We start from the raw sequence: 14,430 nt of genomic DNA, 5'->3' as shown, positions 1-14,430 counted from the left end.
GAGAAAGGGGCGACGTCGATCGGCTGGGTTCCCGGCCTCGGTGCGGGCGGCGGTGCCGTCACCCGCCCGGACGGCGGAGGCGGGACCGCCGCGGCCACAGGTGCCGGCGAGGCCGCGATCGGTGCGCGGCACCGGGCGCACTCACGGGCCAGCTCCGAGACGCGGTTCCCGCACGAGCCGCAGACGGCCATCTCGCTGCCCTCCTCATCGCTGCGCCGCGACACGCTACGCGACGCCGCCGCCCGTCGTCGAGCCCAGTCCGTGGCTGTTAGCCTCTGCCGATGGCCGAGCGGGTGCCGGAACCACAGGACGGTGACGAGCGGGCGATCCTGCTCGGCTGGCTCGCCTTCCACCGCGACGCGCTGCGGGCCAACTGCGCCGGGCTCGACGCCGGCCAGCTGGCGCAGCGGCCGGTGCCGCCGTCGTCGTTGTCGTTGGTCGGCCTCGTGCGGCATCTGACGGAGATGGAGCATGCCTACGCGGCCTGGGCCCTCGGGCCGGCCGGGCCGTGGCGCGGCGTGTGGGGCGAGTACACCGACGACGGGCCCGAGTGGGACTTCGACGTGGACGCCTCCGTGGTCGACCAGTCGCTGGCGGCGTGGGAGCGCATGCGTGCGCTGGCCGACGAGCGAATCGCCGAGCACGTCACGCTCGACTCCACCGGCGCCGGCAACAGCCGCAGCCTGCGCTGGAACCTGCAGAAGCTCATCGGCGAGTACGCGCGGCACAACGGCCACGCGGACCTGATCCGCGAGCGCATCGACGGCTGGACCGGCGAGTAGCCCCTCGGCGCGTGCCCCGGCCGTCCGAGCCGCGCATTTCCGTGTGGGGTGGACCGTCATGGGGATTTCCCGAGCGTCACCACGATTGCAGACCTGGTGAAGCACGGGATTTCGTGGTGAACGTGATCATTTCCGGGCTCTTCTGCTGCTTCCGTGGGCCGGTGTCACCATGTGGTGATGCCGACGGTGGCGGACATGACCGTGATCGTGAGGGAGTTTTCCTGCTGTGACGGGGTGAAGTCCCTCCTAACCAGGCCTGTCGATGATGCTGGTGATGGCGTCATCGGGCTTGCGGATCTGGCGATCGTGGGCCAGATCGCGTGATCGGCGCGGCGGTGCGTGGTCACGCCGTCGGCCGGGCAGCCCAGCCCGCCCGGCATCGTCGGCACGCGCCCGGACGACACCTCACCCGGGTGAGGGCCGTGACGGGGACCCATCGACGCGCCATATGGCGTTCAGGCGGGTGAGGTGTCCGCGCGGCGGGTGAGGACACCAGCTGATGCCCGCGAAACCGGCGGATGCCCGCCCCGCCGACCGATGCCGGAGCGATCCCGGCCGTGTCCGGCGGTTTCGCGGACATCCGCCGCTTCCGCGGGTACCAGCGACGGCACCGTTCCACGACCGGACCTGAGGCGCCCACACACCCACGGAAGCAGTAAGAGAGCCTCATTCCGACCCGCCGATGGCCGTCGGACTAGGCGTGTTCACGGATCACCAGATGCCTGGTAAAGCGGGCACACACACCTACTTGACGTGATCAACTCGGGGCCGGAGCCGGACCTGCGGAGTCGTGGCCGTGGTGACGAGCCTCGCGGTCCGCGGCCGGGACGGGCATCGGACCGAGGCCGAGCGCGTCGAGACCATCGGCGCTACCGTCGCGCACCGGTATTAGTATCACTGTCATGGTGCGTGTCCCGTTGACGATCTCCGAGCGCGAACGCGGCGAACGGCTGGGCCGGGCGCTGCGCACCGCCCGGGCCGGGCGCAGCATCGTCGACGTCGCGACACAGGCGGGCATCTCGCCCGAGACACTGCGCAAGATCGAGCGCGGCCGCATCCCGACGCCGGCGTTCTTCACCGTCGTGGCGGTCGCCGACGTGCTCGGGCTGTCCCTCGACGACCTGCTGGCCGGACTGGGCGCCGACGATGCGGCCGAAATGGCTACGCTTGGCCGGTGACCCCCGAACAGCTCTCCACCGCGGTACGTGACGTCCTCACCGCCGCCGTCGACGCGGGTGACCTCGCCCTGCCCGACGGTGTACCGGCCCAGGTGACCGTCGAGCGCCCGCGCAACCGCGACCACGGCGACTACGCCACCAACGTCGCGCTCCAGCTGGCGAAGAAGGCGGGCACGAACCCGCGGGCCCTGGCCGAGCTGCTGGCCGCCCGCCTGCGCGAGGTCGGCGGCGTCGAGGCGGTCGACATCGCCGGACCGGGCTTCCTCAACATCACCGTCTCCGCCGCCGCGCAGGGCGAGCTCGCCCGCGCCGTCGTCGAGGCGGGGGAGTCCTACGGCCACGGCGACGCGCTGGCCGGCACCACCATGAACGTCGAGTTCATCTCGGCCAACCCGACCGGCCCGCTGCACCTCGGCCACGTCCGCTGGGCCGCCGTCGGCGACGCCCTCGCCCGGGCGCTCGAGGCCGCCGGTGCCGCCGTCACCCGCGAGTTCTACATCAACGACCGCGGCGGCCAGATGGACAAGTTCGGCGCGTCGATCATGGCCCGGGCGCACGGCGAGCCGGTGCCCGAGGACGGCTACCACGGCGAGTACATCGCCGACCTCGCACAGGCCGTCGTCAAGGAGAACCCCGGCCTGCTGGAGCGCCCGCGCGACGAGCAGCTCGTCGTCTTCCGCGACGAGGGCTACCGCCTGCAGCTCGCCGAGCAGCAGGCCCAGCTCGACGAGTTCCGCACCCACTTCGACGTCTGGTACTCCGAGCGCAGCCTGCACGAGAACGGCCGGGTCGAGCACGCGCTCGACGTCCTGGCGCAGAAGGGCCATCTGTTCGAGGCCGACGGCGCGCTCTGGATGCGCACCACCGACTTCGGCGACGACAAGGACCGCGTGCTGCGCCGCAGCAACGGCGAGTACACCTACTTCGCCGCCGATGCCGCGTACTACGTCGACAAGCGCGAGCGCGGCTTCGACGTCTGCGTCTACCTGCTGGGCGCCGACCACCACGGCTACATCGGCCGGCTCAAGGCGCTGGCGGCCTGCGCCGGCGACGACCCCGACAAGAACATCGAGATCCCGATCGGCCAGCTGGTCAAGATCGTGCAGGACGGCCAGGAACTGCGGCTCTCCAAGCGGGCCGGCACCATGCTGACGCTCGGCCAGGTGGTCGAGGCGGCCGGCGTCGACGCGCTGCGGTACTCGCTGTGCCGGTATCCTGCCGACTCCCCGCTCACCCTCGACGTCGCCCAGATCACGAAGCACGCGCCGGACAACCCGGTCTTCTACGTGCAGTACGCGCACTCGCGGCTGGCCTCGCTCCTGCGCAACGCCGCGGAGCTGGGCGTCGACAAGGGCGAGCTGCGGCCGGAGTTGCTCGACCACGAGCGCGAGTCGCTGCTGCTGGGGGCGCTGGCGGAGTTCCCGCGCGTCGTCGCCACCGCGGCCGAGCTGCGCGAGCCGCACCGCATAGCCCGGTACTTGGAAGACACGGCGGGCACCTTCCACAGGTTCTACGACGTCTGCCGGGTGCTGCCCATGGGCGACGAAGAGACCACCGACGTGCACCGCGCCCGGCTGTGGCTGGTCGAGGCCACCAAGGTGGTGCTCGCCAACGGCCTGGGCCTGCTCGGCGTCGTCGCACCGGATCGGATGTAACCATGCGCGCACACGAAGCCGGCGCCCTGCACGCGGAAGCCGGTCACCGCGGCCCGTCCTGGCTGCGCGAGCCCGAGGACGTCAACGCGCTCTACCCGGGGCTGTGGGCCGCAGGGGTCGCGCGCGACGACGACGGCGTCCTGCGGGTCGGCGGCGTGTCGGTGAAGGAGCTGGCGACCGAGTTCGGCACGCCGCTCTACGTCGTCGACGAGGGCGACTTCCGGTCGCGGGCCCGGGCGTACCGCGACGCGTTCGGTTCCGTGCTGGGCGGGGCGGACGTCTTCTACGCCGGCAAGGCGTTCCTGTCCGTCGCGACCGCCCGCTGGGTCGCCGAGGAGGGCCTGAACCTCGACGTCTGCTCCGGCGGCGAGCTGACCGTGGCGCTGCGGGCCGGGTTCCCGCCCGAGCGGATCGGCCTGCACGGCAACAACAAGTCGGTCGCCGAGCTGGTCCGGGCCCTCGACGCGGGCGTCGGGCGGATCATCGTCGATTCCTTCGAGGAGATCGACCGGCTGGCGACGCTGGCCGCCGCGCGCGGGGTGCGGGCCGCCGTCCTCCTCCGCACGAAGGTCGGCGTCGAGGCGCACACGCACGAGTACATCGCCACCGCGCACGAGGACCAGAAGTTCGGGTTCTCCATCGCCTCCGGCGAGGCGGCCGAGGCGGTTCGTGCGGTGCTGAGGTCGCCGTCGCTGCATCTGCTCGGGCTGCACTCGCACATCGGGTCGCAGATCTACGACACCGCCGGCTTCGAGGTGGCCGCCCGCCGGGTGCTCGGCCTGCAGGCCGCCATCCGCGACGAACACGGCCTGGAACTGCCCGAGCTCGACCTCGGCGGCGGCTTCGGCATCGCCTACACCAGCCAGGACGACCCGCAGCCGCCCGCCGTCCTGGCCGCAGGCATGGCCGAGATCGTCGTGCACGAGTGCGCCGGCTACGGCCTGGCCGTGCCGCGGCTGAGCGTCGAGCCCGGCCGCTCCATCGCCGGCCCGTCGACGTTCACGCTGTACGAGGTCGGCACGGTCAAGTCCGTCCCGCTCGACGGCGGCGCGTCGCGCCGGTACGTGGCCGTCGACGGCGGTATGAGCGACAACATCCGCACCGCCCTCTACGACGCCGACTACTCGTGCACCCTGGCGTCGCGAGCGTCGTCGGCCGCGCCCGTGCTGTCGCGGGTGGTCGGCAGGCACTGCGAGAGCGGCGACATCGTCGTCAAGGACGAGTTCCTCCCCGACGACGTCGCGGCCGGCGACCTCGTCGCCGTCCCGGGCACGGGTGCGTATTGCCGCAGCATGGCCAGCACCTACAACCACCAGCCCCGCGCCGCCGTCGTCGCCGTCCGCGACGGCGAGGTCCGGCTCATCATGCGGCGCGAGACCGAGGACGACCTGCTGGCCCTCGACGTCGGCTGAGCGTCAGCGACCGGAACGGGTTGGGGCCTGGGTCGACGACGTCGAAGTGCGTGCTCATCCGACCATGCTGCCCGCTCACCGCGTTGATCTTGGAGTAACGGTGGTATTGCGGTCCGATTCGCCCGATTGATCCCACGGTTACTCCAAGATCAACGGGGGCGGGCGGGAGTTCCGCTGTGGGCGGACACGGGGATGCGGCTCGGCGCCGTCGGCGTTCATCTCACATCTCGAACGTCAGGAGGTGCGCCGTGGCTGACGAGCTCGACGCGTATTCGCAGGTGGTCACCAAGGTGGCGCGCACGCTGCTGCCGTCCGTCGCGAGCCTCGCGGTCCAGGGGGAGCGGCGCGGCCGCACAGGCATCGTCGGCACCGGGTCGGCTGTGGTGTTCACGGGCGACGGTTTCCTGCTGACGAACGCGCACGTCGTGGGTACGTCGTCCCGCGGAACGGCGGCGTTCGCCGACGGTACCGAGGTCGGCTACACCGTCATCGGGCGGGACCGGCTGTCCGACCTCGCCGTGGTCCGCGCCGACGGCGAGACCCCGCCGCCGGCCGCGCTGGGCGACGCCGACGGACTCACCGTCGGGCAGTTGGTGGTCGCCGTCGGCAGTCCGCTGGGGCTGTCCGGGTCGGTGACGGCGGGCGTGGTCAGTGCGCTGGGCCGGTCGATGCCGGCGCAGAGCGGCCGCACCGTCCGCATCATCGAGGACGTCATCCAGACCGACGCCGCGCTGAACCCGGGCAACTCCGGCGGCGCCCTGGCCGACTCGAACGCACGGGTCGTGGGCATCAACACCGCCGTCGCCGGGGTCGGGCTCGGCCTCGCGGTGCCGATCAACGTGACCACGAACCGCATCGTCACGACGCTGCTGCGCGACGGCCGGGTGCGGCGGGCCTTCCTCGGGGTGGCGACGGCGCCCGCGCCGGTGCCGCCGTCGCTGGCCGAGCGGATCGGCCGCACCAAGGGCGTCCGCATCGTCCACGTCGAGCCGGGCAGCCCCGCCGACGTCGCCGGACTGCGTCCCGGCGACCTGGTCGTCACGGTCGCGGGTCAGCCGGTCGACGACGCGCAGGCGCTGCAGCGGCGGATGTTCGCCGACGCCATCGACGTGCCGCTGCCGATCACCACGTTCCGCAACGGCGCCATGGTCGACGTCATCGCCCGGCCGGTCGAGCTGGTCGACCAGGCATGACAACTGTCATCCCCAGAACCGGACGGCGGTGACCTCCGCACGAGCCGTCGCCGCCGGACGCTGGAGGCATGACCGAACAACCCACCGCGGCGCTGATCCTCACCGCCTGCCTGCCGACCGGGCTGTACCTGCTGTACGACGCGATGTGGGGGAATGAGACCGGCGCCACCACGTCGCTCGCGCAGGCGCCGTTCGGCGAGCCCGTCGACATCGTGCGGGCGGTGCTGACGCTGGCGGCGTGGACGCTGGCGCTGGCCGCGTTGGTGCGCTGGCGCTACGGCAGGGCGGACCGATGAGCGGCCGCGCTAGGTTGGCGGCGATGACTCCCGCACCGGTCGAGACTGCGTCGCCCGTGGCGCGGGACGACGAGCGGCGCAGGCCGCTGTTCGTCGCCCTGGTGTGGGCCGTCATCCTGACGCCGACCGCTGCCGGGGTCTACCAGCAGCACTACCCGGTGGTCTGGGCCGTTCTCGGTTACCTCTCGCTGGTGGCGTTCCTCATCGCGTACTACTACGTCTTCACCCAGGCGGTGGCCGCTCGGCGGCGTGGGGTCGAGGTGCCGTGCGCGATCCGCCGGTTCGGCTTCGTGGTGCTGTGCCTGCTCGCCTCGCTGGTGGTCGGGTTCGCCGGCGAGAACGGCGTGGTCATGTGGTTCGCGCTGAGCCAGATCGCCCTCGTCGTCATGCCGCGGCGAGAGGCGTGGGCCACCATCGGCAGCATCTGCGTCGCCGTCGTGCTGGTCCCGTGGTCGCTCGGCCTGGACTGGGAAGTCAATGTCTGGTTCCTGGTCGCCATACTCGGCTCGTCCTGGGCCACCGACGCGATCTTCCGGCTGCGCGACACCAACCGGCGGCTCGTCCGGGCGCAGGAGCAGATCGCGTCGATGGCGATCGAGCAGGAGCGGCTGCGCTTCGCCCGCGACCTGCACGATGTCGTCGGCCACAGCCTCACCGCCGCGACGGTCAAGGCGCAGCTGGCTCGCCGCATGGCCGGCACCGACGACGATCGCGCCCGGGCCGAGCTGCGCGAGGTCGAAGGGTTGCTGCGCGAGGCGCTCAAGGACGTTCGCGGCACCGTCGCCGGCTACCGCGACGTCACGCTGACCTCGGAGCTGGTGCGGGCGGCGACGGTGCTCGAGGCGGCCGGCATCGCGGCCGAGCTGCCCGGGGCCGTCGACCACGTCCCCGCCGACCGGCGCGAGATCTTCGGCTGGGTGCTGCGCGAGGCCGTCACGAACGTCGTTCGGCACAGCCAAGCGCGGCACGCCCGGATCACCGTCACGGCCGGCGCGATCGAAATCTGGAACGACGGCGCCGACGGCGGCTCGCCGGGATCGCCCTCCTCGTCGGGGCTGGTCGGGCTGCGTGAGCGGGTCGAAGCGGCCGGAGGGACGTTGCAGGCCGGGCCCGACGGGACCGGCGGGTGGACCACGGCCGCGATGATGGTGACGTGATCCGGTTGCTGCTCGCCGACGACCAGGCGCTGGTCCGCGGCGCGATGGCCGCGCTGCTGTCGCTGGAGTCCGAACTCGAGGTCGTCGCTCAGGTCGACCGCGGCGACGAGGTGGTCGCTGCCGCGCTGGAGCACCGCCCGGACGTCGCGCTGCTGGACGTGGAGATGCCGGGACTCGACGGCATCGCGGCGACGGCCGTGCTGCGCGAGCAGCTGCCGTCGTGCCGCGTGCTCATCGTGACGACGTTCGGCCGGCCCGGCTACCTGCGCCGGGCCATCGAGGCCGGGGCCGGCGGCTTCGTCGTCAAGGACAGCCCGGCCGAGCAGCTGGCCGACGCGATCCGCCGCATCCACGCCGGCCTGCGCGTCGTCGACCCCGCACTGGCGGTCGAGTCGCTGGCCGCCGGCCCGTCGCCACTGACCGCACGCGAGGCCGACGTGCTGCGCGCGTCGCGCGACGGCTCCAGCGTCGCCGCCGTCGCGGGGAGGCTCTACCTGTCCGAGGGGACGGTGCGCAACTACCTGTCCAGCGCCATCGGCAAGACCGGCACCCGCAACCGGGTCGAGGCCGTGCGGGTGGCCGAGCGCAACGGCTGGCTGTGAACGGAGGCTACGTCTGTGTCACGTGTTGGGTCTGTGTCACGCCGAACGGCCGTTTCGGGCCCGCAAACGTGACTGAGACCCAGGACGTGCCCCACCGCGGCGGCGGGCCAGCCAGGTGTAGGCGGCGCCCAGCACGGCCAACGCCAGCAGCGCGCCCAGCCACGCCACGGCGTTGTGGCTCCACAGCGCGTCGTCCGGCGCGTTGGGGACCAGCTCGGTGACGTTCACCGTCGACGCGGCCGCGGCGTAGCCCCAGCGCGACGGCACCAGCCAGGACAGCTGCGACACGACCGCCTGCCCGGTGACCTCGATCAGCCCACCGCACAGCACCAGCTGCGCCATGATCGCCACCACCAGCGGCGGCATGGTTTGCTCCGGCGTCGCCACCAGCGCCGAGATCAGCAGTCCGAGCAGCGCCGACACGATCGCCGTCGCCCCCAGCGCCACGCCCACCTCGACGTTGCCCGTGCCGAACAGCACGCCGTCCTCCGGGCCGGCCCGGAACCAGTACACCAGCCGGAGCAGGATCAGCGTCTGCACCAGGACGACGCCGCAGAACACCGTGATCTTCGCCGCCAGGTAGGCGTCCGGCATCAGGCCGGCGGCGCGCTCGTGCCGGAAGATGCGCCGCTCGGCGACGAGGTCGCGGACGGTCGCGGCCATGCCCATGAACGCGGCGCCGACGACGAGGACGACCAGCAGCCGCATCGCCTCGGTGCTGCCCGGGCTCGTCGGCCGCCCCAGCCCGGTCTCGTCCGGGATGGCGAAGGTCAGCAGCGCGAGGACCATCGGCAGCACGATCAGGAAGCCGGCGTAGCCGCGGTCGGCCCAGATGAGGCGGAGCTGACGGCGGATCAGCACCCAGGTCTGCTGCCGGCGCCGGCGCTGGTCGATGGCCTGCGGGCCGACGATCTCCGGTGCCTCGCCCACCGCGCGCGGTCCGGCGGCCGTCCCGAGACGGGCCAGGCGACGCGCGTCGGCGGCGTCCGGGCGGCCGTAGCCGCTGAGGCGGTCCAGCCAGGTGAGCGGGTTCAGCCGGCGCACCCACTCACTCAGGCCGGGTCCCGCGGTGGCCGGCGCAGGTGGCGGCGGCGTCGCGGCGTTCAACCGCTCGAAGATGTCCGCCCAGTCACCCGTCCCGAAATGCGCCGCGATGCCATCCGGCGGGCCGAAGTACTCGACCCGGCCGCCCGGCAGCATGATGAGGACGTCGTCGCACAGGTCCAGGTGGGCGAGGTCGTGCGTGGTGACGATGACCTGCCGGCCGCCGTCGGCCAGCTCGCGCAGCCCGGTCATGATCTGCCGGACCAGCGCGGGGTCCAGCCCGGCGGTGGGCTCGTCGAGGATCAGCAGCGACGGGCGGGTGAGCAGCTCGAACGCGATGGCCAGCCGGCGCTGCTGTCCGCCGGACATCCGCTTCACCGGGATGTCGGCGTGCTCGGCCAGCGACAGTTCGGCCAGCACGTCCTCGACCCGCCGGCGCCGCTCGGCCGCCGTGGTGTCCTGCGACAGCCGCAGCTCAGCGGCGTACTGCAGCGCCTTACGGGCGGTGAGCTGGGCGTGCGCGATGGTGTGCTGCGGCACGACGCCGATGCGGCCGTGCACCTCCTCCTGCTGCCGGTGTGGGTCGATGCCCTGGTACCGGATCGAGCCCTGCGACGGCTCCAGCTCGCCGCTGATCAGCCGCAGCAGCGTCGACTTGCCCGACCCCGACGGCCCGATCAGCGCGACCAGCCGCGGCCCGGCGACGTCGAGCGAGACGCCCGAGGTGAGCACCTTGCCGCCGGGCAGTGCGTAGTGCACGTCGGTGACGTCCAGCCCGCCGCTCGACGGGGAGTCCGGCACCGGCAGCAGGCCGTCGCCGGTGACGACGAAGCGCACCTTGCCGAACGTGACGACGTCGCCCTCGCGCAGCTGGGCGGTCTCGACGTCGGCGCCGCGGACGAACGTCTGGTGGTGCTTGTCGAGGTCCTCGAGGAACCAGCCGTCGGCGTTCGGCGTGAGCCGTGCGTGGTGCCGGGCCGTAAGGAGGTCGTCGATGACGATGTCGTTGTCCGGCGCGCGGCCGACCCGGATCGTCCCCGGCGGCCGCGGCGGCGCGCCGTCAGTGCCGGTCGCCAGCGACACCGCCGGCCCGGACGGCCCGCCCAGCGTCAGCTCGACGGCGCCGTCGACCGGCACCTCGCTGACCTGGACGCCGTCGCGCCAGGTGCCGCCGGAGCTGCCCTCGTCGCGGGCGACCCAGCCGCCGTCGTACGACACGACCAGGTGCTGCCGTGACACCCTGGACTCGGGCACGACGACGTTCGCGCCGGCCGCCCGCCCGATCCGGACGTCGCCGGCCGACGGCGGGAAGTGCTGCGTCACCCCGCCGACGGTGACCCGCAGCACGCTCACGCGCGAAGATGATACGGGGTGAGGGCGGCCCTCTGGGGCAACGAAGGACTTGCGGTGTCGCAACGTATGGTGAGACGGATGTCTCGCATCATGGATAGAACGCGCGAGATCGTCCGGACCTCCCGGAGACTGGTGCCCGTGCGTACCGGTGTGAAGGAGGGGGACTGATGGCCAGCCTGCGCGTGGCACTGCTCGGATGCGGTGTGGTGGGCACGGAGGTCGCCCGCCTCCTGCACGAGCACGCCGACGACCTCGCCGCCCGGGCCGGCGCCCGGCTCGAGCTCGCCGGCATCGCCGTCCGCCGGCTCGGCCGCGACCGCTCCATCACCGGCGTCGACCCCGGCCTGTTCACCGCCGACGCCCGCGCGCTGGTCGAGCGCGACGACGTCGACCTCGTCGTCGAGGTCATCGGCGGCATCGAGCCGGCCCGCGGGCTGCTGCTGGCCGCCATGGAGCGAGGCGCCTCCATCGTGACGGCGAACAAGGCGCTGCTCGCCGAGGACGGCGTGACGCTGCACACGGCCGCGGAGAAGCACGGCGTCGACCTCTACTACGAGGCCGCCGTCGCAGGCGCGATCCCGCTGCTGCGGCCGCTGCGCGAGTCGCTGGCCGGCGACCGCATCAAGCGCGTGCTCGGCATCGTCAACGGCACCACCAACTACATCCTCGACCGCATGGACAGCGAGGGCAGCAGCTTCACCGAGGCGCTGGAGGAGGCGCAGTCGCTCGGGTACGCCGAGGCCGACCCCACCGCCGACATCGAGGGGTTCGACGCCGCCGCGAAGGCCGCGATCCTCGCCGGCATCGCGTTCCACTCGCCGGTGGTCGCCGCCGACGTGCACCGTGAGGGCATCGCCGACGTCACCTCTGCCGACGTCGCGTCGGCCAAGGCGATGAACGCCGTCGTCAAGCTGTTGGCCATCTGTGAGCTGTCCCCCGACGGTCAGGGCGTCGGCGTCCGCGTCCACCCGGCGATGCTGCCGCGCACCCATCCGCTGGCCAGCGTCCGCGGCGCCTACAATGCCGTGTTCGTCGAGGCCGAGGCGGCCGGCCGGCTGATGTTCTACGGCCCCGGCGCCGGCGGCGTGCCCACCGCGAGCGCCGTCCTCGGCGACCTCGTCACCGCGGCCCGCAACCGCCTCGGCGACGCCGTCGGGCCGCGCGGCTCCTGGTATGCCGACCGTCCGGTCCGTCCGATGGGCGAGACGGTCACCCGCTACCACATCAGCCTCGACGTCGACGACCGCCCGGGCGTGCTCGCCGCCGTCGCCGCGGTGTTCGCCGAGCACGACGTGTCCATCGAGACCGTCCGGCAGCGCTCCGAGGGCCCCGACGACGCCGAACTGGTGGTCGTCACGCACCAGGCCACCGACGACTCACTGGCCGCGACTGTCGACGGGCTCACGCGACTCGATACCGTTCGTGCTGTCCTGTCGGTGATGCGGGTAGAAGGCGAGTGACACGATGGCTGTCGTGACTCAGTCTCGGCTGTGGCGCGGGGTGATCGAGGAGTACCGCGACCGGCTGCCGGTCACCGCGGCCACGCCGGTGGTGACGCTGCGCGAGGGCGGGACGCCGCTGGTCCCGGCGCCGTGGCTGTCCGACCAGACCTCCTGCGAGGTGTACCTCAAGGTCGAGGGCGTCAACCCGACCGGCTCGTTCAAGGACCGCGGCATGACGGTGGCCATCTCGAAGGCCGCCGAGGAGGGCGCCGAGGCCGTCGTCTGCGCGTCCACCGGCAACACCAGCGCCTCGGCCGCGGCGTACGCCGTCCGGGCGGGCATGCGCCCCGTCGTGCTGCTGCCCGACGGCAAGATCTCCGGCCCGAAGCTGGCCCAGGCCGTCGTGCACGGCGGGGTCATCGCGTCGGTGCAGGGCAACTTCGACGACTGCCTGCGGCTGGCCCGCGAGTTGTCGGAGACGTACCCCGTCGCGCTGGTCAACTCGGTGAACCCGTACCGGCTGGCCGGGCAGAAGACCGCCGCGTTCGAGGTGGTCGACGACCTCGGCGACGCGCCCGACCTGCACGTTCTGCCGGTCGGCAACGCCGGCAACATCTCCGCCTACTGGCTCGGCTACTCGGAATACACCGCATACGCCACCGACAATCCGGGACCGGCCAAGCGCCGCCCCCGCATGTGGGGCTTCCAGGCCGCAGGCGCGGCGCCGTTCGTGCACGGCGGCCCGGTGTCCGCGCCCGAGACAGTGGCCAGCGCCATCCGCATCGGCAACCCGGCGTCGTGGGATCTCGCCATCGCCGCACGTGACGACTCCGGCGGCCTCATCGACGCCGTCACCGACGAGCAGATCCTCGCCGCACAGCAGGAGCTGTCCGGCCGCGAGGGCCTGTTCGTCGAGCCGGCGTCGGCGGCCGGGGTCGCCGGTCTGCTGCACTACAGCCGCACCGGGCGCCTCGACGCCGGGCAGCGCATCGTCGTCACCGTCACCGGACACGGCCTCAAGGACGTCGACACCGCCAGCGCCTACTACGGCGAGATCCGCCCCTACGTCGTGCCGGCCGAGGCCGGCGCCGCGGCGAAGGCGCTGGGCCTGGCGTGACGACGGCCACCGTCCGCGTCCGCACGCCGGCCACCAGCGCCAACCTCGGCCCCGGGTTCGACGCGCTCGGCCTCGCGCTGTCGCTGCACGACGAGGTCGAGGTGACGGCGGAGTTCGGCGGGCCCGCGACCCCGATCGAGGTGACGGTCGACGGCGAGGGCGCGGGGTCGGTCCCGCTCGACGAGCGGCACCTCGTGGTCCGGTCGCTGCGCGCCGCGTTCGCCGAGCTCGGCGAGCAGCCGTCGGCGTTGCGGCTGAGCTGCCGGAACGCGCTCCCGCACGGCCGCGGGCTGGGCTCGTCGGCGGCCGCCATCGTCGCCGGCGTCGTCGCGGCGCGCGCGCTGACCGGCCTGACGAGGCATGACGACGCGCTCGCTCTGGCCGACCGGCTCGAGGGCCACCCGGACAACGTCGCGGCCTGCCTGCTCGGCGGTCTCACGGTGGCGTGGCGCGACGACACCGGCACCGCCCGCGCGACCCGCGTCGACGTCCACCCCGACGTCGCGCCGATCGTGTGCGTCCCGTCCTTCGAGGTGTCGACGGAGAAGGCCCGCGGCCTGCTGCCCGACGCCGTCCCGCACGCCGATGCCGCCGCCAACGCCGGACGGGCCGCGCTGCTCGTGCACGCGCTGGGGCGGCGGCCGGACCTGCTGCTCGACGCGACCGCCGACCGCCTGCACCAGCACTACCGCGAACCCGCGATGCCCGAGACGTTCGCGCTGGTCACGCTGCTGCGCGCGGAAGGGCTGGCGGCCGTCGTGTCCGGTGCCGGTCCGACGGTTCTGGTGCTCGCGACCGGCGACGAGGCCGGCGGCGTCCGCGCCCTCGCCGAGGGCTGGGACGTCCGCGCGTTGCAAGTGGACACGCGGGGTGCCGTCGTGGAGTACGCCACCGCATGAGCGGTGGGGACGGGGGTGGGTCAAACGGCCGGCGACGTGCTACTCTCGCTGTGCACCGACGTTCTGCTGGTCGGTATCCCATGGTGGTGACGTTCGTCGCCGAGGGCCATGGTCTTCGCCCATCTCCCCGGGGTTCGCTGGCGCGGACCTCACGGAGGGGCGGCCTATCAGTTCGCGTCGTGCCTTTCCTCGGGAGCCACCCGAGGTGTTCGATGCATCGGCTTGTCTGAACCGATGCCGGTCCAGGGAAGGACCCTGAGTGACTAATACCGAGATCCCCGGCGTCGGTGGGACGCCGGA

General features: G+C 72.8%; 13 protein-coding genes. 12 read left to right on the top strand and 1 reads right to left on the bottom strand.

All coding sequences use genetic code 11. The features are described from left to right. The first annotated feature begins 281 nt into the window (after positions 1 to 281). The 9 genes from E1262_RS23520 to E1262_RS23485 all read left to right on the top strand — a co-directional run bounded on the left by E1262_RS23520 (position 282) and on the right by E1262_RS23485 (position 8,275). Positions 282 to 782 (top strand): mycothiol transferase, encoded by a 501-nt coding sequence (locus tag E1262_RS23520; protein WP_132106195.1) that lies wholly within the window; start codon positions 282 to 284, stop codon positions 780 to 782. A 195-nt stretch (positions 783 to 977) separates the two neighbouring features. After that, the gene (locus E1262_RS31810) at positions 978 to 1,106 is read left to right on the top strand and encodes a hypothetical protein (RefSeq protein ID WP_275261804.1); all 129 of its coding nucleotides are present in this window, start codon (positions 978 to 980) and stop codon (positions 1,104 to 1,106) included. A 578-nt stretch (positions 1,107 to 1,684) separates the two neighbouring features. After that, positions 1,685 to 1,960, top strand: a complete 276-nt coding sequence (locus E1262_RS23515; RefSeq protein ID WP_132106193.1) for a helix-turn-helix domain-containing protein — start codon at positions 1,685 to 1,687, stop codon at positions 1,958 to 1,960. Then, positions 1,957 to 3,615 (top strand): arginine--tRNA ligase, encoded by a 1,659-nt coding sequence (gene argS, locus E1262_RS23510; RefSeq protein ID WP_132106191.1) that lies wholly within the window; start codon positions 1,957 to 1,959, stop codon positions 3,613 to 3,615. Before E1262_RS23515 ends, argS begins: the two co-directional genes overlap by 4 nt. Before the next feature lie 2 nt (positions 3,616 to 3,617). Beyond that, positions 3,618 to 5,027, top strand: coding sequence for a diaminopimelate decarboxylase (gene lysA, locus E1262_RS23505; RefSeq protein WP_132106189.1), 1,410 nt, complete (start codon positions 3,618 to 3,620; stop codon positions 5,025 to 5,027). A 248-nt stretch (positions 5,028 to 5,275) separates the two neighbouring features. Then, complete coding sequence (locus E1262_RS23500) at positions 5,276 to 6,220, top strand: S1C family serine protease (RefSeq protein ID WP_132106187.1); 945 nt, start codon at positions 5,276 to 5,278, stop codon at positions 6,218 to 6,220. A 68-nt stretch (positions 6,221 to 6,288) separates the two neighbouring features. Continuing rightward, positions 6,289 to 6,516: a hypothetical protein gene (locus E1262_RS23495; protein ID WP_132106185.1), complete on the top strand. Its 228-nt coding sequence runs from the start codon at positions 6,289 to 6,291 to the stop codon at positions 6,514 to 6,516. Positions 6,517 to 6,539: 23 nt separating this feature from the next. Then, positions 6,540 to 7,673, top strand: a complete 1,134-nt coding sequence (locus tag E1262_RS23490; protein WP_203454275.1) for a sensor histidine kinase — start codon at positions 6,540 to 6,542, stop codon at positions 7,671 to 7,673. Further along, the gene (locus tag E1262_RS23485; protein WP_132106181.1) at positions 7,670 to 8,275 is read left to right on the top strand and encodes a response regulator transcription factor; all 606 of its coding nucleotides are present in this window, start codon (positions 7,670 to 7,672) and stop codon (positions 8,273 to 8,275) included. Before E1262_RS23490 ends, E1262_RS23485 begins: the two co-directional genes overlap by 4 nt. A 36-nt stretch (positions 8,276 to 8,311) precedes the next feature. On the opposite strand, the gene E1262_RS23480 is transcribed toward E1262_RS23485, so the two are convergent. Then, positions 8,312 to 10,672, bottom strand: coding sequence for an ATP-binding cassette domain-containing protein (locus tag E1262_RS23480; protein WP_132106179.1), 2,361 nt, complete (start codon positions 10,670 to 10,672; stop codon positions 8,312 to 8,314). A 167-nt stretch (positions 10,673 to 10,839) separates the two neighbouring features. Between E1262_RS23480 and E1262_RS23475 the strand changes: the two genes are divergently transcribed. From E1262_RS23475 to thrB, 3 genes are read left to right on the top strand one after another with little or no spacing between them, the layout of a single operon-like run. Then, positions 10,840 to 12,132 carry a homoserine dehydrogenase gene (locus E1262_RS23475; RefSeq protein ID WP_132106177.1) on the top strand — a complete coding sequence of 431 codons (1,293 nt, stop codon included), beginning with the start codon at positions 10,840 to 10,842 and terminating at the stop codon, positions 12,130 to 12,132. Positions 12,133 to 12,145: 13 nt separating this feature from the next. Further along, positions 12,146 to 13,231 (top strand): threonine synthase, encoded by a 1,086-nt coding sequence (gene thrC / locus E1262_RS23470; RefSeq protein ID WP_238993027.1) that lies wholly within the window; start codon positions 12,146 to 12,148, stop codon positions 13,229 to 13,231. Beyond that, positions 13,228 to 14,130: a homoserine kinase gene (gene thrB / locus E1262_RS23465; protein ID WP_132106173.1), complete on the top strand. Its 903-nt coding sequence runs from the start codon at positions 13,228 to 13,230 to the stop codon at positions 14,128 to 14,130. Before thrC ends, thrB begins: the two co-directional genes overlap by 4 nt. The last annotated feature ends 300 nt before the right edge of the window (positions 14,131 to 14,430 follow it).

Source organism: Jiangella aurantiaca (assembly GCF_004349105.1).
GTDB lineage: Bacteria > Actinomycetota > Actinomycetes > Jiangellales > Jiangellaceae > Jiangella > Jiangella aurantiaca.
Note: the sequence above shows the minus strand (reverse complement) of the source record. Positions and strands in the feature narration are given on the sequence as shown.